The 19326-nt window shown below is 70.0% G+C and carries 20 protein-coding genes and 1 tRNA gene; 12 read left to right on the top strand and 9 right to left on the bottom strand.

The features are described from left to right. Positions 1–3 precede the first annotated feature (3 nt). Complete coding sequence (locus tag HW566_RS04955; RefSeq protein WP_178010922.1) at positions 4–1371, top strand: NAD-dependent succinate-semialdehyde dehydrogenase; 1368 nt, start codon at positions 4–6, stop codon at positions 1369–1371. 112 nt (positions 1372–1483) lie between these two features. On the opposite strand, the gene HW566_RS04950 is transcribed toward HW566_RS04955, so the two are convergent. Next, positions 1484–2869 carry an HNH endonuclease signature motif containing protein gene (locus HW566_RS04950; protein WP_256728872.1) on the bottom strand — a complete coding sequence of 462 codons (1386 nt, stop codon included), beginning with the start codon at positions 2867–2869 and terminating at the stop codon, positions 1484–1486. A gap of 304 nt (positions 2870–3173) precedes the next feature. On the opposite strand from HW566_RS04950, the gene HW566_RS04945 reads away from it, so the two are divergent. The 6 genes from HW566_RS04945 to HW566_RS04920 all read left to right on the top strand — a co-directional run bounded on the left by HW566_RS04945 (position 3174) and on the right by HW566_RS04920 (position 7160). Continuing rightward, positions 3174–3246, top strand: a tRNA-Trp gene (locus HW566_RS04945). Positions 3247–3290: 44 nt separating this feature from the next. Next, entirely contained in the window at positions 3291–3548 is a 258-nt protein-coding gene (gene secE, locus HW566_RS04940; RefSeq protein ID WP_178010920.1) for a preprotein translocase subunit SecE, read from the top strand. A gap of 74 nt (positions 3549–3622) precedes the next feature. Further along, positions 3623–4684: a transcription termination/antitermination protein NusG gene (nusG, locus tag HW566_RS04935; RefSeq protein WP_178010918.1), complete on the top strand. Its 1062-nt coding sequence runs from the start codon at positions 3623–3625 to the stop codon at positions 4682–4684. 209 nt (positions 4685–4893) lie between these two features. Beyond that, complete coding sequence (gene rplK / locus HW566_RS04930; RefSeq protein WP_178010916.1) at positions 4894–5325, top strand: 50S ribosomal protein L11; 432 nt, start codon at positions 4894–4896, stop codon at positions 5323–5325. 13 nt (positions 5326–5338) lie between these two features. Further along, positions 5339–6028 carry a 50S ribosomal protein L1 gene (rplA, locus tag HW566_RS04925; RefSeq protein WP_178010914.1) on the top strand — a complete coding sequence of 230 codons (690 nt, stop codon included), beginning with the start codon at positions 5339–5341 and terminating at the stop codon, positions 6026–6028. An 88-nt stretch (positions 6029–6116) separates the two neighbouring features. Then, positions 6117–7160 (top strand): NAD(P)H-dependent flavin oxidoreductase, encoded by a 1044-nt coding sequence (locus HW566_RS04920; protein WP_178010913.1) that lies wholly within the window; start codon positions 6117–6119, stop codon positions 7158–7160. A gap of 53 nt (positions 7161–7213) precedes the next feature. On the opposite strand, the gene HW566_RS04915 is transcribed toward HW566_RS04920, so the two are convergent. Both HW566_RS04915 and HW566_RS04910 read right to left on the bottom strand, forming a co-directional pair. Further along, positions 7214–7489, bottom strand: a complete 276-nt coding sequence (locus HW566_RS04915; protein WP_178010911.1) for an acylphosphatase — start codon at positions 7487–7489, stop codon at positions 7214–7216. A gap of 14 nt (positions 7490–7503) precedes the next feature. Then, positions 7504–8121 carry a LysE/ArgO family amino acid transporter gene (locus HW566_RS04910; protein ID WP_178010909.1) on the bottom strand — a complete coding sequence of 206 codons (618 nt, stop codon included), beginning with the start codon at positions 8119–8121 and terminating at the stop codon, positions 7504–7506. A gap of 70 nt (positions 8122–8191) precedes the next feature. Here HW566_RS04910 and HW566_RS04905 point away from each other — a divergent pair, with 70 nt between their 5' ends. Continuing rightward, positions 8192–9073 carry a LysR family transcriptional regulator ArgP gene (locus HW566_RS04905; RefSeq protein ID WP_178010907.1) on the top strand — a complete coding sequence of 294 codons (882 nt, stop codon included), beginning with the start codon at positions 8192–8194 and terminating at the stop codon, positions 9071–9073. Between the two features lie 27 nt (positions 9074–9100). On the opposite strand, the gene HW566_RS04900 is transcribed toward HW566_RS04905, so the two are convergent. The 3 genes from HW566_RS04900 to HW566_RS04890 all read right to left on the bottom strand — a co-directional run bounded on the left by HW566_RS04900 (position 9101) and on the right by HW566_RS04890 (position 12514). Then, entirely contained in the window at positions 9101–10129 is a 1029-nt protein-coding gene (locus HW566_RS04900; protein ID WP_178010905.1) for an NADP-dependent oxidoreductase, read from the bottom strand. 152 nt (positions 10130–10281) lie between these two features. Further along, a complete protein-coding gene (locus HW566_RS04895; protein WP_178010904.1) occupies positions 10282–10794 on the bottom strand; it encodes a MarR family winged helix-turn-helix transcriptional regulator in 513 nt (170 codons plus the stop codon). 10 nt (positions 10795–10804) lie between these two features. After that, positions 10805–12514, bottom strand: coding sequence for an MDR family MFS transporter (locus tag HW566_RS04890; protein ID WP_256728871.1), 1710 nt, complete (start codon positions 12512–12514; stop codon positions 10805–10807). A gap of 182 nt (positions 12515–12696) precedes the next feature. Here HW566_RS04890 and HW566_RS04885 point away from each other — a divergent pair, with 182 nt between their 5' ends. Next, entirely contained in the window at positions 12697–13209 is a 513-nt protein-coding gene (locus HW566_RS04885; RefSeq protein WP_178010902.1) for a 2'-5' RNA ligase family protein, read from the top strand. A gap of 64 nt (positions 13210–13273) precedes the next feature. Here the strand turns inward: HW566_RS04885 and HW566_RS04880 are convergent, their stop codons facing one another. Together HW566_RS04880 and HW566_RS04875 are read right to left on the bottom strand one after the other, a co-directional pair. Beyond that, positions 13274–13933, bottom strand: a complete 660-nt coding sequence (locus tag HW566_RS04880) for a YqaJ viral recombinase family protein (RefSeq protein ID WP_256728870.1) — start codon at positions 13931–13933, stop codon at positions 13274–13276. A 197-nt stretch (positions 13934–14130) separates the two neighbouring features. Continuing rightward, on the bottom strand, positions 14131–15114 hold the full coding sequence (locus HW566_RS04875; protein WP_178010898.1) for a type IV toxin-antitoxin system AbiEi family antitoxin domain-containing protein: 984 nt from the start codon (positions 15112–15114) through the stop codon (positions 14131–14133). 461 nt (positions 15115–15575) lie between these two features. On the opposite strand from HW566_RS04875, the gene rplJ reads away from it, so the two are divergent. Together rplJ and rplL are read left to right on the top strand one after the other, a co-directional pair. Next, positions 15576–16064: a 50S ribosomal protein L10 gene (gene rplJ / locus HW566_RS04870; protein WP_178010896.1), complete on the top strand. Its 489-nt coding sequence runs from the start codon at positions 15576–15578 to the stop codon at positions 16062–16064. Positions 16065–16112: 48 nt separating this feature from the next. Then, positions 16113–16496: a 50S ribosomal protein L7/L12 gene (gene rplL, locus HW566_RS04865; RefSeq protein ID WP_178010894.1), complete on the top strand. Its 384-nt coding sequence runs from the start codon at positions 16113–16115 to the stop codon at positions 16494–16496. 84 nt (positions 16497–16580) lie between these two features. Here rplL and HW566_RS04860 read toward each other — a convergent pair whose 3' ends face one another. Then, on the bottom strand, positions 16581–17630 hold the full coding sequence (locus tag HW566_RS04860) for a LacI family DNA-binding transcriptional regulator (RefSeq protein ID WP_178010892.1): 1050 nt from the start codon (positions 17628–17630) through the stop codon (positions 16581–16583). Between the two features lie 275 nt (positions 17631–17905). On the opposite strand from HW566_RS04860, the gene HW566_RS04855 reads away from it, so the two are divergent. Then, entirely contained in the window at positions 17906–19234 is a 1329-nt protein-coding gene (locus HW566_RS04855) for an ABC transporter substrate-binding protein (protein ID WP_178010890.1), read from the top strand. The last annotated feature ends 92 nt before the right edge of the window (positions 19235–19326 follow it).

Here is a 19326-nt window from a genome sequence, read left to right as displayed (position 1 = left end):
CCGATGAGCACGTATGCCGTGACCAATCCCGCGACGGGCGAGACCCTGGCGACGTATGAGCCCGCCACCGACGCCGACGTCGAGGATGCGCTCGCCACCGCGGACGCCGCCTACCGGTCGTGGGCGCGCCCGGCCGCGCCCGCGGAGCGAGCCGACCTGCTTCGCCGCGTCGCCGAGCTGCACCGTGAGCGCCGTGCCGAACTGGCCGCGATCATCGTGCGCGAGATGGGCAAGCCGCTGGCCGCGGCCGAGGGCGAGGTCGACTTCGCGGCCGATATCACCGCCTACTACGCCGACCACATCGATGAGATCACCGGCGATTCGCCGATCCCCATCGAGGGCGAGGGCGCCGCCGTGATCCGGCGGAGCCCGCTCGGGGTGCTGCTGGGGATCATGCCGTGGAACTTCCCCTACTACCAGGTGGCGCGCTTCGCCGCTCCGAACATCGCGGTGGGCAACACGATCGTGCTGAAGCACGCACCGCAGTGCCCGGAGTCGGCGGCGGCCATCGAGGCGATCTATCGGGATGCCGGCTTCCCGGAGGGCGTGTACACCAACCTCTACGCCAGCAACGAGCAGGCGGCCACGATCATCGCCGATCGGCGGGTGCAGGGAGTGTCGGTGACGGGCTCCGAGCGTGCGGGGTCGGCGGTGGCGGAGGTCGCAGGTCGACACCTGAAGAAGGTGGCGCTGGAGCTCGGCGGGTCCGACCCGTTCATCCTGCTGTCGACCGACGACCTGGATGCCGCCGTCGCCGCGGCCGCCGAGGCACGGCTCGACAACGTGGGGCAATCCTGCAACGGCGCCAAGCGCTTCATCATCGTCGACGGGCTGTACGACGCCTTCGTGGAGAAGTTCGCCGCCGCGCTTCGAGACGCGAAGGTGGGCGATCCGTTCGAGGAGGACACCGTGCTGGGGCCGCTCTCGTCGCTGACGGCCGCCGAGCGTCTGGCGGAGCAGGTCGATCGCGCGGTCGCCCAGGGTGCGACCCTCGTGACCGGCGGAGAGCGCGACGGCGCCTTCTACCCCGGGACCGTGCTGACCGGGGTCACCCCCGAGATGGACGCCTACCGCGAGGAGTTCTTCGGGCCCGTCGGCGTCGTCTATCGCGTCGCGGACGAGGCAGAGGCCGTCGAGGTCGCGAACGACACGCCGTTCGGACTGGGCTCGTACGTGTTCACCACCGACCCGGACCAGGCCGCGCGCGTGGCGGACGCCATCGACGCGGGGATGGTCTACGTCAACGTGGTCCTCGCCGACGAGGCGGGCCTGCCGTTCGGCGGGGTCAAGCGCAGCGGCACTTCGCGTGAACTGGGGCTGCTCGCCGCAGACGAGTTCGTCAACAAGAAGCTCATCCGCACGGGCGCGTGACCGGTCGGTGCTCGGCTCGCTGTCCGACGTCGCTGTCCGACGTCGTCGGCAGCGGGCCAACAGCGCGCGCTCGAACCGAGGCCGTGTTGCTCGGACCTGAACGTCGGAAGCGTCAGAAGGGTGGTGGCGCGCCGGGTGGCGCACCGGCGCCTCGGCCGGGCGGTGCGGGTGGTGGTGTGGCGAGTTCTGGTGTGAAGCAGACGGTGGGGATGGGGACGTCTTCGCGGTAGACCCGCCCGAGGGGTGAGGTCCACACGAGCACTCCGCCGCCGGCCTGCCGGACCTGCCATTTCGTGAATTGCTTCATGGAGTGGTGTCGTTGGCAGAGGTGGGCGAGGTTGTAGATGTGGGTGTGGCCGCCTGTGGCGTGGTCGATGGTGTGGTCGATCTCGCATCGGATCGCGGCTCTGCGGCAGCCGGGGAACCGGCAGTGCTGGTCGCGGGTCTGCAGCAGTCGCCGCATCGCGGGCAATGGCCGGTAGGCGTCGGTCTCGACCGGGGTGCGGGTGATCGGGTCGATGAACATCCGGTCCCACGTCCCCGTCTGTGAGGCGAGTTCCCGGACGGTGTCGGCGTCGATGAGTCCGGTGCCGTTCGCTTCGGCGGGGTGTTCGTCCTTCCCTGTGAGGGTGTCTGAGGTGATCACGACCTGCACTTTCGCCCGGATCGCACCGAGCGTCCCGCGCCCGTCGGTGCCGGTGGTGGGGTCGATGACGGGTGCGCCGCCGAGGACGAGGTCGGACAGCACGTCGGCACGGAGCTGATCCATCGTCCGAGCATCGGGCGCAGCGGCACCGCCCGCGCCACCCACCGCGCCCGCGGCATCCACCGCCACGGCATCCGCCCGGGCGTCCTTCACGGTTTGCGCCATCTGCGTCAACCGGTCGTAGATCCCCGCGGCGATCACCATCGGCACCGTCGCGGAGAGGTCGGCCATCCCGTCCTGCCCCGGCGATAACCGCACGCACCGCCCGGCGGCGGCCTCCCGGTGACGCTCCGAGAACGATCGCGGGTGCATCCGCTCCGCCAGGTTCTGCAACGCCCCGGCCACACGCGTCGCGATATCCCGCTGGCACACGGCCACTGCGGCGGCGTCGAACTCCGGTCGTACCTCCTCCGGCACCACCCGCCCGACCTTCACCACCACATCGACGTGCTCGCGGGTGACGAGGCGCTGCTCCCACGCCGCGAACATCGCCGGGTACTCATCCACCACCGTCATCGCGTGGTCGATCTCCCACTGCACCCGCCGGTCACCCCGCCGCGCCATCCCCGCCGCCTCCGCGGCGACCGACCGCAGCTCCATGTCAGAGGCCATACCCCGCACGCCATCGCGGCGTGCCTCGTGCAACGCCGACCGTCCCAGCTTCGCCAAGGCTCGCACGGACGCGATCTCACCGGCGTGCGCGAGTGTCAACGCGTGGGCGAACTCCACGAACGCCGCCGCGTGCGGCGCCCCGCCTGCCACCTCGTCGCCTCTGCCGCCGTTCGCTTGCATGTTCCCATCTTTGCAGCCCCCACCGACACGCTGTGAGAACATACGTACGCCCGGGAATGCCTCCACAATCGCCCTCTCTGTGGAGGAAGCCACGCTGAACGCTCGCGAACGCTAGCCGTCGTGCACCTGCGAATGCCCCACCGGCCGTCGTCTCGTCCCCGCATGCTCGTTCGCGACCATCGCGCGCATGACGTACACTGGGAGGTGCAGTCGAAATCTGCATTCTTTCGCCATGCCCAAGCGTCGACGACGTGACGAATGGTGATGGGATGCGGGTGTAGACCCCGAGGTCCGCAGGATCTCTAGGGCGGTAGCTCAATTGGCAGAGCAGCGGTCTCCAAAACCGCAGGTTGCAGGTTCGATTCCTGTCCGCCCTGCGCGTCGGCGTCAGCCGGCACACGGAAGGTATCAGGTGGGTTCGATGGTCCAAGAGGGTGGCGAAGTCGTCGCCGCAGGTGGCGCGCCCCGCGAGAAGAAGCCCAACGTCTTCGCGCGGATCATCATCTTCATCCGCCAGGTGTTCGCCGAACTCCGCAAGGTCGTCACCCCGACTCGCCAGGAGCTCGTGAAGTTCACGGCAGTGGTCCTCGGCTTCGTCGTCGTGATGATGGCGCTCGTGTACGGCCTGGACGTCCTGTTCGTCTGGATCACGACCGTCGTGTTCGGCGTCCCGGGCTGATCGACGGGCCCAGCCCGCACGACCCGCGAATGCCTGCTGAGCAGGCATCCCGACAATCGATGGAAGAGAACGCAGTGTCAGAACGCATCCCCGACGACGTCGACTGGGCCACGGCCGCCGAGCAGTCCAGCGAGGACGACGAAGCCCAGGAGGGCAACGTTCTCGCCGGGCAGGAGCAGGCCTCCGACGCCGCCGAGCACGTCGCCGTCCACGTGGTGGAAGACGACGCTGTCGAGGACGGCACCGACCTCGACGGCGTCGAGATCGACGACCCCGACGCAGACGCCGTCGTCAACGACGCTCTCGAGATCGACGAGACCGCCGAGGCCGAGGCCGCCGCCGAGGTGCTCACCGACTCGCTCGAGGAGGAGCTTGCCGAGCAGGCCGCCGAGGCCGCGGACGAGGTCGAGCCCTACGACGGACCGGAGCCCGAGCTCGAGGCCTCCGACGAGACGGTCGACTACCTCTCCGAGTTCGAGGCCGCCGCCGGTATCGAGATCTCGGTGGGCGACGACGAGGACCCGTACGACGCGTTCCGCACCGAGCTGCGCATGCTCCCGGGCAAGTGGTACGTCATCCACTCCTACGCTGGTTTCGAGCGCAAGGTGAAGGCCAACATCGAGCAGCGCAAGTCGACGCTCGAGGTCGAGGAAGACATCTATCAGGTCGAGGTCCCCATGGAGGACGTCGTCGAGATCAAGAACGGTCAGCGCAAGATGGTCACGCGCGTCCGGATCCCCGGCTACGTGCTCGTTCGCATGGAGCTGACCGAAGACACCTGGTCGGTCGTGCGTCACACGCCCGGCGTCACCGGCTTCGTCGGCAACGCCCACAACCCGACTCCGCTGCGCTTCGACGAGGCGTTCAACATGCTGAAGTCGCTCGTCGAGGTCAAGGAGGCCGCGCCGGCCAAGGCGGGCGCCGCCAAGGGTGTCGCCGCTCCGACCCGCAGCCTCGTCACCGAGGTCGACTTCGAGGTCGGCGAGACCATCACGATCAAGGAGGGCTCGTTCGCGGGGCTTCCGGGGTCGATCAGCGAGATCAAGCCCGAGAGCGGCAAGCTCACGGTGCTCGTGTCGCTCTTCGAGCGCGAGACCCCGGTCGAGCTCTCGTTCGATCAGGTCACCAAGCAGTAACGCGTCCGCGTCGTTCGAAGCGCTCCGCCGGTCCGCCGGTCGGGGCGCTTCGTCGTCCCGGTCCCTCGGCCGAGCGACCCGGTGACCGGATGCGCTAGACTTGGGGAGTTTGCGGGCGTTCGCGCGCCCGCACATCACACCGTCGCCCGGAACCGCCGGACGCGCGGGAGAGGGATGCCGCCGGCATCCGCTCGACGAAAGGAAAACGAATGGCACCGAAGAAGAAGGTGACCGGCCTGATCAAGCTTCAGATCAACGCCGGAGCCGCCAACCCGGCGCCGCCGATCGGCCCCGCGCTCGGTCAGCATGGCGTCAACATCATGGAGTTCTGCAAGGCGTACAACGCCGCGACCGAGTCGCAGCGCGGCAACGTCATCCCCGTGGAGATCACCGTCTACGAGGACCGCAGCTTCACCTTCGTCCTGAAGACCCCGCCCGCCGCGGAGCTCATCAAGAAGGCTGCCGGCGTTCCCAAGGGATCGGCGACGCCGCACACGACCAAGGTCGCGAAGCTCACCAAGGACCAGGTCCGCGAGATCGCCGAGGCCAAGATGCCCGACCTGAACGCCAACGACATCGAGGCCGCCTCGCTGATCATCGCTGGCACCGCCCGTTCCATGGGCATCACGGTCGAGAGCTGAGGGGGAGACGACAATGGCTAAGTCCAAGGTTTACGAAGCAGCCGCGGCGAAGATCGACCGCGACAAGTTCTACAGCTCCACCGAGGCCGTCGCGCTGGCGAAGGACACCGGTTCGAAGAAGTTCGACTCGACCGTCGAGGTCGCGCTGAAGCTCGCCGTCGACCCGCGCAAGGCGGACCAGATGGTCCGCGGCACGGTCATCCTGCCCCACGGCACCGGCAAGACCGCCCGCGTCATCGTGTTCGCGACCGGACCGGCCGCCGAGGCCGCCATCGCCGCGGGTGCCGATGAGGTCGGCGGCGCCGAGCTCATCGAGAAGGTCGCCGGCGGCTGGACCGCTTTCGACTCGGCCGTCTCGACGCCCGAGCTCATGGGCCAGGTCGGTCGTCTCGGCAAGGTGCTGGGCCCCCGTGGCCTCATGCCCAACCCCAAGACCGGCACCGTGACCCCCAACCCGGCCAAGGCCGTCGAGGAGATCAAGGGCGGAAAGATCGAGTTCCGCGTCGACAAGCACGCGAACGTGCACTTCGTCGTCGGCAAGGCCTCGTTCTCGGCCGAGCAGCTCGAGGAGAACTTCAACACCGCGGTCGAGGAGATCGTGCGTCTGAAGCCGTCGAGCGCCAAGGGCCGCTACATCCAGAAGGGCGCCGTGTCGACCACGTTCGGCCCCGGCATCCCGCTGGACGTCAACGCTTTCGCCTGATCGCGTCGAACGGACGGGGTCTCGCCTTCGGGCGGGCCCCGTTCGTCGTCTTCGGACGTAGGCGTACACCCCGCGGTACCGTCGGATCATGACGCGCGACCTCGTCGACATGCTCGGCATCGACCTCCCCATCGTGCTGGGGCCCTTCGGCGGCTTGTCGTCGTCCGCGCTCACCTCCGCGGTGAGCGAGGGCGGCGGGCTCGGGTCCTACGGTCTGTACGGCTACGACGGCCCGCGGATCCGCGAGACGGCCGGCCAACTCCGAGCGCTCACCGCGCGCCCCTTCGCGTTCAACCTCTGGCTTCCCCTGGGCGACGAGGTCGCGCCCGGAACGATGGACATCACGCCGTTCCGTGACGCGCTGCGCCCGCTCTACGCCGCTGCCGGCGCGGCCGTGCCACACGACCCCGAACGGTTCCTGCCGTCCCTCGAGGAGCAGCTCGCGGCCGTGTGGGATGCCGCGCCGGCGGTGCTCAGCGTCGTCTACGGCGTCCCTGCGGCGGACGTCATCACCGAGGCGCATCGGCGCGGCATCCGGGTCATCGGAACCGCGACCTCGGTCGCGGAGGCGGTCGCGCTGGAACGGGGAGGGGTGGATGCCGTCGTCGCGAGTGGCGCGGAAGCCGCCGGTCACCGGGTGTCGTTCCTCGCCGCCCCCGAGCGCTCGCTGGTCGGCACGTTCGCCCTGGTGCCGCAGGTCGTCGACGCGGTCGACATCCCGGTCATCGCGGCCGGCGGCATCGCCGATCACCGGGGCGTCGCCGCAGCGTTGGCGCTCGGAGCCTCCGGCGTGCAGGTCGGAACAGCCTTCCTGCGCACACGGCAATCGGCGGCCTCGGCGGGCCACCGTACCGCCATCGCGGCGGCTGCCGACACCGATACCGTCCTCACCCGGGCGATGAGCGGTCGCCTCGCCCGCGGCATCCCCAACCGGGCGACGCGCGATATCGAGGCGAGCGGCCTGATCGCACCGTTCCCCGCTCAGAACTGGCTCACCGGCGTCTTCCGCACCGCCGCGGGCGGCGAGCCGGAGCTCTCGTCGCTGTGGGCGGGGCAGGCCGCGGCGCTGGCCAGACGCGAGGACGCTGACGAGGTGCTCGCCGACCTCGCGGCCGGTCTGCCCTCGCGCTGATCCGCACCGGATGGACGTGGCCACCGCCCCGCGGGTCGTCCGCGCATCCCGGGTCAGGCGGTGTCGCGCACCTCGAACGAGGTGGAACTTTCGGGGTCGATCTCGGTCACACGAGCGCGACGGACGCGGGCCCCGGGTGGGCCCTCCGCCATCCACGCGAGGACGTCATCGACGGCGACATCCGTCCCCTCCAGCACAGCCTCGACCGTGCCCTCGGAGCGGTTGCGCACCCAGCCGGCCACCCCGGCGCGGTCAGCCTCGAGCCGCAGGCTGTACCGGTAACCCACTCCCTGGACACCGCCGTCGACGATCACATGAACGCTTCGCATGCTGTCATCCTCTCTCACGGCCAGACGAGGCTCACCGCGATCGCGATCATCACCACCGCCACGACGGCGTCGAGGACGCGCCAGGCGCGCGGCGTCGCCAGCACGCGGCCGAGCAGGCGGGCGCCGAAGGCGAGCGAGAAGAACCACACGATGCTCGCGGCGACCGCGCCGACGGCGAACCAGCCGCGGTCCTCGCCGTGCGTGCCCGCGATGCTGCCGAGCAGGAACACGGTGTCGAGGTACACGTGCGGGTTCAGCCAGGTCAGCGCGAGGCAGGTGAGGGCGACCGCCGCGGCGCCCGCCGGTGTCCGCCGTCCGTCGGCCGGACGCGCGTCGAGCACCTCTCCGCTGGGACGCCAGGCCCGCCGCGCGGCGAGCAGCCCGTAGACGAGGAGGAAGACCGCACCCGCCCACCGCACCACCGGCACGAGCCAGGGAATGCTCTGCAGCACCAGCCCCAGACCCGCGACCCCGGCGATGATCAGCGCGGCGTCGGAGACGGCGCAGATGGTCGCGACCAGCAGGACGTGCTCGCGACGGATACCCTGGCGCAGCACGAACAGGTTCTGCGCGCCGATGGCGACGATGAGCGAGAGGCCGAGGCCGAAGCCGGCGAGAGAGGCGGTGAGCACATGTCGACGGTAGGGGCGGCGTCACGTACAGTCCAGATCATGGAACTTCACCTGCGTAAGCACGACTGACGTGCGCGTGCCGCACGAGCTCGTCGAGACCCTCGTGGTCGTCCTCGACGAAGGAAGCCTGGATGCCGCCGCGCGGCGCTTGCACGTCACGCCGTCCGCGATCAGCCAGCGTGTCCGAGCGCTCGAACGGATCGCCGGTCAGGTGCTTCTCGTACGGTCCAAACCGGTGCGCGCCACCGAGGCCGCGCATCCGTTCGTGCGGTACGCCCGGCAGCTCGCGCTGCTCGAGCGCGACGCGCTCGTCGGCCTCGACCAGGCGGTCGTCAGCGTTCCCCTCGCCGTCAACGCCGACTCCCTCGCGACGTGGTTCCTCTCGCCGCTCGCGCGCCTGAGCGCGGCCCACGAGGTCGTGTTCGACCTGCACCGCGACGATCAGGACTTCACCGCCGGCCTCCTCGAGAGCGGCACCGTGATGGGCGCCGTCACTTCGCGTGAGACGCCGGTGGCCGGGTGCCGTGCGAGTGTGCTCGGCGCCCTGCGCTACGAGGCCGTGGCCGCCCCGGGCTTCGCCGCCCGATGGTTCGCCGGCGGCGTCGATGCGGCGGCGCTCGCACCGGCGCCCGTCGTCGACTTCGACCGCCGAGACGAGCTGCAGACGCGCTGGCTGCGCGGTCGGGGGGTCGATGCGGGCCTGCCGCCGCGTCACCGCGTGCCGGCGTCGCAGGACTTCGCCGCGGCCGTGCTGCTCGGTCTCGGGTGGGCGCTGCTGCCGACCCTGCAGTCGGCTCCGCACCTCGCCCGCGGCGAGCTCGTCACGCTCGGCGGGGACGACGTCGTGGTCCCGCTGTTCTGGCAGCAGTGGAACCTCCGCTCGCCGCTTCTCGATGAGGTCGCCGACGAGATCGTGGCGGAGGCGCGGCGCGTGCTCGAACCCGTCGTGTGAGTCCGATCACGCGGCGGCGAGCGTGCCTCAGCTCTCCGAGACCGTGAGGACGACCTTGCCCCGAGCGTGGCCGCGCTCGACCTCGGCGTGCGCGGCGGCGGCGTCGGCGAGGTCGTGGACGCCGTCGACGAAGACCTGGATCGCGCCGGAGTCGAGCAGGCGCGCGAGGGTCGCGAGCACGCTGCCGTCGGGGATCACCTTGTAGCCGGTGGCCCGGACCCCCGCGGAGGCGGCTTCGTCGGCGTACTCGGGCCAGCCGCCGGTGGGCACCATGACGTACAGCCCGCCCGGTCGGATGACGCCGAGCGAGCGCGAGCCGGTGTCGTCGTGGACATTCCCGACGAGGTCGATGACGACGTCCATCTCGCCGACGACATCCTCGAACCGGGTCGTGGCGTAGTCGATCGCGACGGAAGCGCCGAGCTCGCGCAGCCACGGCAGATTGCGCTCGGAGCCGGTCGCGGTGACCTGGGCGCCGAAGTAGGCCGCGAGCTGGACGGCGAAGTGCCCGACCCCGCCCGAGCCGGCGTGGATCAGCATCCGCTGCCCCTCGTGCGCATGGGCGGTCTCGACGACGAGGCCCCACGCCGTCAGGGCGGCCAGAGGCACGCCCGCCGCCTCCACGTGGGAGAGGCTCGCGGGCTTGCGCGTGACCGACAGCGACGGCACGACGGCGTACTCGGCGTAGCTTCCGCCGGACCGGGGGAAGGGCAGCATCCCGAAGACCTCGGTACCGGGCTGGAGCTCGTGCGTCTCGTACGGACTGGCGACCACGACGCCGCTGAAGTCGAATCCCAGGGTGCTCGGCCACCGGTCGATGAGACCGGCGACCCCGCGTCCGGAACGGGTCTTCGCATCGATGGGGTTGACCCCCGCCGCCACGATCCGCACGAGCACCTCGCTGAGCGCCGGCGCCGGGACCGGGAGGTCCGTCACCCGCAACACCTCGGGTGAGCCGGGGGCGTCGAACACGACGGCTCGCATCGTCTCGGGCGGAGCCTCGACCGGGGCGGCGGGCTGGGGGGCGGTTGCTGTTCGCAGCGGCCGGAATCTCATCCGTCGCTCCTTCCTCACGCCGCCGACGTCGGCAGCGGTGATGCTCGGTCGACCTCAGTCAATCGTGACATTGTCTCGACCGTGTTACGGAGCGGTCACCGCGCCGAGAAGCTCGTCGTCCCCGCGGCCCATCGTCTCGTCGGGGGCGCGGGTCAACCGGGCGTCTCGGACGACGACAGCGCGTGCAGCAGGCGCGTGAGCTCGCGGATGTCGTCGACGTGCCAGGCCTCGAGTGCGGTCAGCAGCGAGTTCTCGCGCGGCGCGCGAACGGCGTGCAGTCGTTCGACTCCGGCGGGCGTGGCAGACAGCAGGCTCGAGCGACCGTCGGCGGGGTCGGGGGTGCGCTGCACCAGACCGAGGTCTTCGAGCTCGCGCACCGCGCGACTGATCTGCCCCTTGTCGGAGTGCAGGTTCTCGGCGAGAGCAGACAGGGTGACCTCGCCCCGCCGGACGATGGTGGTGAACACCTTGTACGCGCCGGGGAGCATCCCCGGGCTCAGGCGTTCGGCGTTCTCGGCGAACAGGCGACGGACGTGCGTGAACAGCTCCCCGAACTCGAGCTCCAGCGCCCGCACGGCCGCGGTCCGCTCGTCCGGTGCCCCGTCCCGCCGGACGCTCCCGGGGGCGGTGCCCCGGGAGCCGTCGGACGCGGATGCAGCGGTCATCCCGATCACCCTATCGAGCCGATCGTGTCGACTCGGACGTGCTGTCGCCGGCGGAATCCGCCGTCGTGGTCGGTACCGATCCGGTGGCGGTGAGCACGCCCATACCCTCCGGCACCGAGACGGTCGCCAAGTCCGCTTCGCCCGCCTGGAGGCGCTCGGTCGTCGTCATGGTGTTCAGCGGCTTGTTGGGCAGGAACACGATGGCGATGAGGCTGAGCACGGCGAACGGAACCGCGATCAGGAACGAGCTCGAGATCCCGGTCGCATAGATGTCCTCGAACACGATCCGGAGCGCCTCGGGCATGGCCGAGACCTGGGGGAGCGTACCCGACTGCAGCTGAGCCGCCCAGACCGGCGCCTGGTCGCCGAGCGTCGCCAGGGCGCCCTGGATGTCGGCGGCCCGGTCGCTCGCGAGCGAGGTGACCTGAGAGGCGAGGGCAGCACCCATCACCGAGACGCCGATCGTTCCGCCGAGGCTGCGGAAGAAGGTGACGCCCGAGCTCGCGACGCCGATCTCACTCGGCCGCGAGGTGTTCTGGACGACCAGCACGAGGTTCTGCATCGTCATGCCGATGCCCGCACCGAGCATGGCCATGTAGATCGAGACGAGCGTGAAGTCGGTGTCGTAGTGGATGGTCGACAGCATGAACGAGCCGCCGATGAGCAGCACCGCCCCGACGATCAGGAAGGGCTTCCACGTGCCGGTGCGCGTGATGAGCGCGCCGACGCCGATCGAGGCGACGAGGAGGCCGCCGATCATGGGGATGGTCATCAGGCCGGCCTCGGTCGGGGTGGCGCCCCGGGCGAGCTGCATGTACTGGCTCAGGAACACCGACGCGCCGAACATCGCGATGCCGGTCGCGATCGATGCGATGACCGACAGCGTGAAGGTGAGGTTGCGGAAGAGCGTGAGGGGCACGAGGGGCTCGCGCACCTTGAGCTCGGTGATCACGAACAGCACCGCGCCGATGACGGCACCGCCGACCATGAGGAGCGTCTCGATGCTCATCCACTCGAACGTGTCGCCGGCGAGGGTGACCCAGATCAGCAGCAGCGAGACCGAGACCGAGAGCAGCACGATGCCCAGGTAGTCGATGCTCGTCTGCTTGCGCGGGTGCGCCGGGAGGTGCAGCGTGCGCTGCACGATCACGAGTGCGGCGACGGCGACCGGCAGGGCGACGAAGAAGTTCCAGCGCCAGCCCCAGGCGTCGGTGATGACGCCGCCGAGCAGCGGACCGCCGATCGTGGCGACGGCCATGACGGCGCCGAACAGACCCATGTAGCGGCCGCGCTCACGCGGGCTGATGATGTCGGCCATGAGCACCTGGCTCAGGGCGGCGAGTCCGCCGGCGCCGATGCCCTGCACCGCGCGGAACCCGATGAGCATCTCGGGACTCTGCGAGAACCCGGCGGCCGCAGTGGCCAGCACGAAGATGACGATCGCGAGCTGGTAGAGCACCTTGCGGTTGGTGAGGTCGGCGAGCTTGCCCCAGATCGGCGTCGAGATCGCCGTGGTCAGCAGCGTGGCCGTCACGACCCAGGTGAACGCTGTCTGCGTCCCGTCGAGATCGTGGATGATGACCGGCAGTGAGGTCGAGACGACGGTCGAGGCCAGCATCGACACGAACATGCCGAGCAGCAGGCCGGAGAGGGCCTCCAGCACGCCTCGGCGAGACATCGTCTGGCCCGCCGCGGCGGGGGATGGGGAGACTGCGGACATGTGTCCTCCTGAGAAGCGGACGGACGCGGCGGCGCTGGCGCGGAATCGTCGGTGGCGGCTCGTCGAGAGCCGATGACGGGAACTGATTGACGTTGGTCAACCGTTGAGATTGGTCAACTATATGTCTAATCGTTGAGATTCGTCAACTATTCCCGGACCCGCGCATCGACGAGGATGGAGCCATGTTCAGCGTCGAGATGGTGCCCGACGACCGCGTCGACTCCGCGGTGCGGGCGGACTGGTCGGCCCTCATCGAGGCCGGTCTGCCCAGCGCCGGGCGGCATCCGTCCGATTCGAACCGGCCGCACGTGACGGTCGCGTTGTGCGACGAACTCCCCGCCGATGCCATCGCCGGCCTGCGGAGTCTTGCCGAGGCCCTGCCGCTCGCGTGCAGCTGGGGTGGAGTGACGGTGTTCCCCGCGGGGGAGCGTTTCGTGCTCGCTCGCCCGCTGGTGGTCACGGCCGAGCTGCTCGCCGTCCACCGGCGGATCGTCGGGTTCCTCGGTCCACCGCCGGAGCGCTATGCGGTGACGGCGATCGACGGCTGGACGCCGCATCTCACGCTCGCGCGGCGCTTGACGGGCGAGCAGGTGGGACGTGCCCTCGCGCTGCTGGGCGCCGAGCCCGTCGCGGGTGAGATCACCGGCATGCGGCTCTGGGACGCGGAGCGGAAGGTCGTGACGCCGCTGCGCTGAGCCGCGGTGTTCGACGACGCCGGGGGCGCGCCCGTGGGGGCGGTCGTCGCCGCGCGTCGCGGGCTCAGTCGGCGAGGGCGAGCGCGCGGAACGGCTCGCGCGGTGCCGCCGCCGGCATCCGGGGCATCTCGACGGCGCGACGCTGCATGGTTCGGCGGTAGAGCTCATCGATGAGTTCCGTCGCGAGGTTCACGAGGAGCCGGATCTCGCGCTCGTCGCGCTCGACCCAGGCGCAACGCGGCTCGTCGTCGATCGGCACGAAACCGTCGTGCTGCTCCCACACCACGAGGGTGCGCTCGGCGCCGAGCACATGCTGCTGCCACCAGACCTGCCGCAGGTAGGTGCGGGGGATCGAGCGCCAGCTCTTGTTCGTCGTCTTGATCTCGGCCAGGACGACGCGCCCGTCCGCGTCGAGGCCCACGCCGTCGGGGGTGGCCAGGTGCCGCTTCTCGACCACGGCGTGGAAGAGCGCGGACGACGGCTGGATGCCGTGCGTCGCAGCGACCCACGCGGCGATCTCCGGCTCACGACGACGACCGTGATCGGTGTAGGCGTTGCCCGAGAATCCCGAGCCCATGAGCTTGGAGTCCGCCGCGCGGGCGATCGCCTTGGGGCTGGTGAGGGCGGCGACGTCCGTCGCGGTGATCCCGCGGGAGCGGGCCCGGATCCAGGCCACGCGGTCGCGGGAGTCCGCGACGATGCGAGCGGTGAGTTCGGGAGTCACGCAATCGACCATAACCCGGGTCTCCGGCATCCTTCGTCGAACGCGCCGTGTCGCCCGGCCGCTCCCGCCGGCTCGCGCGCCGACGCACGGCTTCGCACCGGATGCACGGTTTCGCGCCGGATGCACGGCTTTCGTGCGCGCTCTTCGCGTGCACTCGACGCCAAGTCGTGCGGTCGGCGAGCGTCGACAGAGAGGCGTCACCGTGGCGGGCGGATGCCGAACGCGGTCAGACGCGCGGCGAGGGTGGCGGCGTCGGTCACGTGGGCATCCTCCCAGCGGACCAGGCGGCGGCCGGTCGTCCCGCGGATCCAGTCCTCGCGCCGCTTCTCGTCGAGCACCACGTCCTCGGCGCTCCGGCCCGATCGCAGCCCCGCGTCGACGTACTTGCGGGTGCCGTCGCACTCGCCCCACGCGTCGACGTCGTCGAGGCCGAAGTCGACGCGGTACTCGGTGCCGCGCGGCGCCGGGACGGCCACCTGGAGGCGGACCCGCCGGAAGCCGATCTGATGCAGGCGGAAGCGGCTCACGCTCTCGAGTGTCGTCTCGGCGAGTCCGTCGGCGAATGCCGTCACCCAGCGGGCACGCCGGATGCCGCGGGCGCCCGCGGCGCGCGCGATGCGTTCGGCCATCGCGTCTCGCCACGCCGCGACGTCGTGGGGCGTCGCACCCCCGGTGCGACCGGCCGACTGCCGTTCGGCGCCGTCGGCGATGACGAGCGCGGGTTCCGGCGGCAGGGTCCGCGCGACGTCGAAGACGGTGCGGGCGAGTGTCGTGCACCGGATGCCGCGCACGTGGGTGATGTCGTCCTCGTCGAGGTCGGTGCAGTGGCGGAACACGTCGGAGTTGCTCGAGATGCGAGCCGCCGTCGAGGTCGTCAGGTGCACGCGGCGGGGATGACGCCGATAGAGGTCGAGTCCGTGCAGCACGGCCGCGGACTCGTGCGAGACGACCCCGCCGCCGCGCACGTCGCGCGAGACGGCCAGCACATGCAGCAGATGCCGGTCCTCGGCGAACAGGCGGTCGTACTCAGACCGGAGCACGAACCAGCCCCGTCGCACCCGATGGAGGATGCCGCGGCCAACGCCGTCGGCGATCTCTCGCTCGCTCCGGCCCGCTTCGAGGAGATCGCGCCGGCGGAGGAGGAGCGCCTCGACCGCATCCGGTTCTCGCCGTGTCCGCATGCGGCCAGCATCCTCGCCCGATCCCCACCCCCGAGCCGCGTCGCCTCCGCGGTGCCATCTCACCCCCCAAGCCTTCCCTGGGGAGGAGGCACCGCTGGGCGCGAGTGCACGGCTTCGCGTCCGGTGCACGGCAACCGCACGTGTGGAGACCGTGCGCTCGGCAGCAGGCCGTGCGCTCGGCAGTAGGCCGTGCACTCGCGCGGCGGGTCGGTGAGGGGATTTGGGACAGGAGGGAGGAGGGGGTATGGTGGGGGTAAGCCAAAGACCGCTGGTCATCGTCGTGTGCGTAAGCATGCGGGTGATCGAAGCTCTGCACAGCAGGGGCCCGCGCAGGTGACACTGAACTTCTCCTTCGGGAACCGAGCTCCGTGCCTCTGCGCCGGAGCTTTTGTCATGTCCGGGGCTGGTCGAGGCCGGCGCTCCGCCACCGCGGCGCGTCAGGCACACATCAAGGAGTGACCATGGTGCAGAAGGACGCATCGGTCGCCGAGCTCACGAAGTCATTCGAGGACTCGACTGCCGTACTGCTGACCGAGTACCGCGGTCTGACGGTCGCCCAGCTCAAGCAGCTGCGCAACAACATCCGTCAGGACGCGAACTACGCCGTGGTGAAGAACACGCTGACCAAGATCGCCGCCAACAACGCGGGGATCACGGCGCTCGACGAGGACCTCAAGGGTCCCTCGGCCGTGGCGTTCGTGCACGGCGACTTCGTCGCCACCGCCAAGGCTCTGCGTGACTTCGCCAAGGCCAACCCGCTTCTCGTCATCAAGGGCGGCATCTTCGAGGGCAACGCCCTCAGCGCCGACGAGGTCGACAAGTACGCCTCGCTCGAGAGCCGCGAGGTTCTGCTGGCCAAGGCCGCGGGCATGATGAAGGCGACGATGGGCAAGGCTGCCGCCACCATCGACGCGCTTCGCGAAAAGCTGGAGACCGCCGACGCCGCGTGAGCGACAGGCGAGCTCTTACACCAACCCCATCTATCTAGGAGATACATCATGGCGAAGCTTTCCACTGAGGAGCTGCTCGAGCAGTTCGCTGGCCTGACCCTCGTCGAGCTGAGCGATTTCGTGAAGGCGTTCGAGGAGAAGTTCGACGTCACCGCCGCCGCCCCCGCCGCCGTTGCCGGTGCTGCCGGTGGCGCGGGTGCCGCTGAGGCCGAGGAGGAGAAGGACTCGTTCGACGTCATCCTCGAGGCTGCCGGCGACAAGAAGATCCAGGTCATCAAGACGGTCCGCGAGCTCACCTCGCTGGGCCTCGGCGAGGCCAAGGCCGTCGTCGACGGTGCTCCCAAGGCCGTGCTCGAGGGCGCGAACAAGGAGACCGCCGAGAAGGCGAAGGAGGCCCTCGAGGCCGCCGGCGCCACGGTCACCCTCAAGTAATTCCCCGCTCTCACTCGAGAGCAGTGCGACGGCCCCGGATGCTGCATCCGGGGCCGTCGTCGTGTTCGCGCGGCGTACCGGTGCTCACTCCCGCGACGAGAGCCCCGAGTCGCGAACCGCCACCGAGCTGTGCCCCGGGGCCCCTGCGGTGGAGCCGCGGACGACCATGCGGGGCTTGATGCGGATGGTCACCGTCTCGGCGTCGGGCTCGTCGAAGTGGCGCAGGAGGAGGTCGACGGCGGCGCGGCCCTGCTCGCGCGGAACCTGCCGCAACGTCGTGAGGGCGAACATCTCGGCGTTGACGTGATCGTCGATGCCGACGACGCTGAGCGAGGACGGGACGAGGATGCCGAGGCGACGGGCCGCGATGATCGCACCGATCGCGACCTCGTCGCACGCCGCCACGATCCCGGTCGGCCGCGACGAGGCGTCGCTCAGCATGTCGACGGCTGCGGCGTAGCCCGCGGGCATCGAGAGCTCGGCGGGCGTGCGGGAGATCTCGTCGTCGAGTCCGGCGCGACGCATCTCGGAGGCGTAGCCGGCGTAGCGCTCGGACTCGACGTGCGGCCAGTGCGTCGACTCGGTGCCGCCGAGGAAGGCGATACGGCGGTGACCGAGCTCGAGGAGGTGCGCCGTCGCCAGCGCCGTGGCGTGGGAGTCGTCGAGGGTCACGACACTCGTCGCGCCCTCGGTGCCGATGACGCTGACCACCGGCTTGCCCAGGGCGAGGAGGGCGTCCAGCTCGCTCTCGGCCGGCTCGAGGCCCACCGCGATCACCCCGTCGAAACGACGGCGGGCGAGGAAGTCCTCGAACACCCGCCGGCGCGTGTCGGTACCGGGGTTCGCGTCGTAGAGGGTGAGGTCGAGCCCGTGTTCGAGCAGGGCGGCCTGGATGCCTTCGAGCACCTCGCCGAAGAACCACCGGCTGACATGCGGCATGACCACGCCGACCGTCTGGGTGCGACCGGTCGCGAGACTCATCGCCGAGGAGTGGGCCACGTAGGTCAGCTCGCGCGCCGCGGCGACCACGCGCACGCGCGTCTCCTCCGAGACGTAGCCCCGCCCGGACAGCGCTCGACTCGCCGTCGCCTTCGATACCCCGGCACGACGGGCGACGTCGGTGATGGTGCTCATGGGACCTCCTCGTCCGCTCGGGCACGGAGGGCACTGCCCGCGGCTCTCCCCGAGATCGTAGCGTTTTTCACGTCGACGAGGAACCGGTTCCAGGCGTCGAGAATGTGAGCGCTCCCACGAGAATGGGGCGATTCGGATCAGATGGTTGTCATCTCGTGATGTTCGGCTGTTGTGCGCGGGGCATCGCGGCCAGTAAGTTGTCCTGGAATCGGTTCCCCAATGGATGCGGACAAGGCTCCTCTGGGCGGACGATGATCCCGAAAGAGGAGAAGTACATGGCATTGTCACAGCGATACCGCCTTCTTGCCCCGGTCGCCCTCATGGGCGCGGCAGCACTGGTGCTGGCAGGGTGCGCGGAAGGCGGCACCGAAGGCGACGGCGGCGGCGAGGCGAAGACGACCGTCCGCATCTCGGGCGGCATCACCGGCGGCGAGGCCGACGCGCTGAACGAGTCGTTCGCGCAGTTCACCGAAGACACCGGCATCACCGTCGAGTACACCGGAGACAAGGCGTTCGAGGGCAACATCGTCACGAAGGTGACCGGTGGCGACGCTCCCGACATCGCGATCGTCCCCCAGCCCGGCCTGCTCAAGACGCTCGTCGAGACCGGCAAGGTGCTTCCCGCGCCCGAGGCCGTCGAGACCGCCGTCGACGAGAACTGGTCGCCCGACTGGAAGCAGTACGGCACCTTCGACGACACCTTCTACGCGGCCCCGATGCTCGCGAACCTGAAGGGCTACGTCTGGTACTCGCCCAAGCAGTTCGCCGAGTGGGGTGTCGAGGTCCCCAAGACGTGGGACGAGATGATCGCCCTCACCAACACGATCGTCGAGACCACCGGCGGCCCCGCGTGGTGCGCCGGCTTCGCCTCCGACGCCGCGTCGGGCTGGCCGGGCACCGACTGGATCGAGGACCTCGTCCTGCGCCAGTCCGGGCCCGAGGTCTACGACCAGTGGGTCGCGGGCGACGTGAAGTTCACCGACCCCGAGATCAAGGAGGCGTTCGACGCCGTCGGCGAGATCCTGCTGAACCCGGAGTACGTCAACGCCGGATACGGCGACGTCAAGAGCATCAACGCGACGGCCTTCGGTGATGTCGCGGCGGCCGTGGCGAGCGGCGACTGCGCCCTCACCCACCAGGCCTCGTTCCTCTCGGCGAACTTCCTCGACGTGCAGACCGCGGACGGCGCGACCCCCGAGGTCGCACCCGACGGTGACGTGTACGCGTTCCTCACCCCGGGTTACACCGAGGGCGAGCTCCAGATCGAGGGCGGCGGCGAGTTCGTCGCGGCCTTCTCCGACGACGAGTCGACCCAGCAGGTGCTGGAGTTCATGGCTTCGCCCGAGTTCGCCGACGCGCGCGTCGAGCTGGGCGGCGTCATCTCGGCGAACAAGAACGCCGACCCCTCGCTCGCCTCGAGCGAGTTCCTCCAGGAAGCGATGACCACGCTGCAGGACGAGACCACGGTCTTCCGCTTCGACGCGTCCGACCTGATGCCCTCCACGGTGGGCCAGGGCTCGTTCTGGAAGGGCATGGTCGACTGGATCGACGGCAAGGACACCGAGACGGTCCTGTCCGACATCCAGGCCGGTTACGAGAACTGATCGTCGCTTGACGATCGGCTGAGCCGAGCGGGGCCGGGCTGCACAAGCCCGGCCCCGCTCCTCCCATCCGTACCGCCCTGGTACGCCGCTGT

Source organism: Microbacterium oleivorans (genome assembly GCF_013389665.1).
Taxonomy (GTDB): Bacteria; Actinomycetota; Actinomycetes; order Actinomycetales; family Microbacteriaceae; genus Microbacterium; species Microbacterium oleivorans_C.
This window is presented reverse-complemented; position numbering and strand designations above follow the sequence as displayed.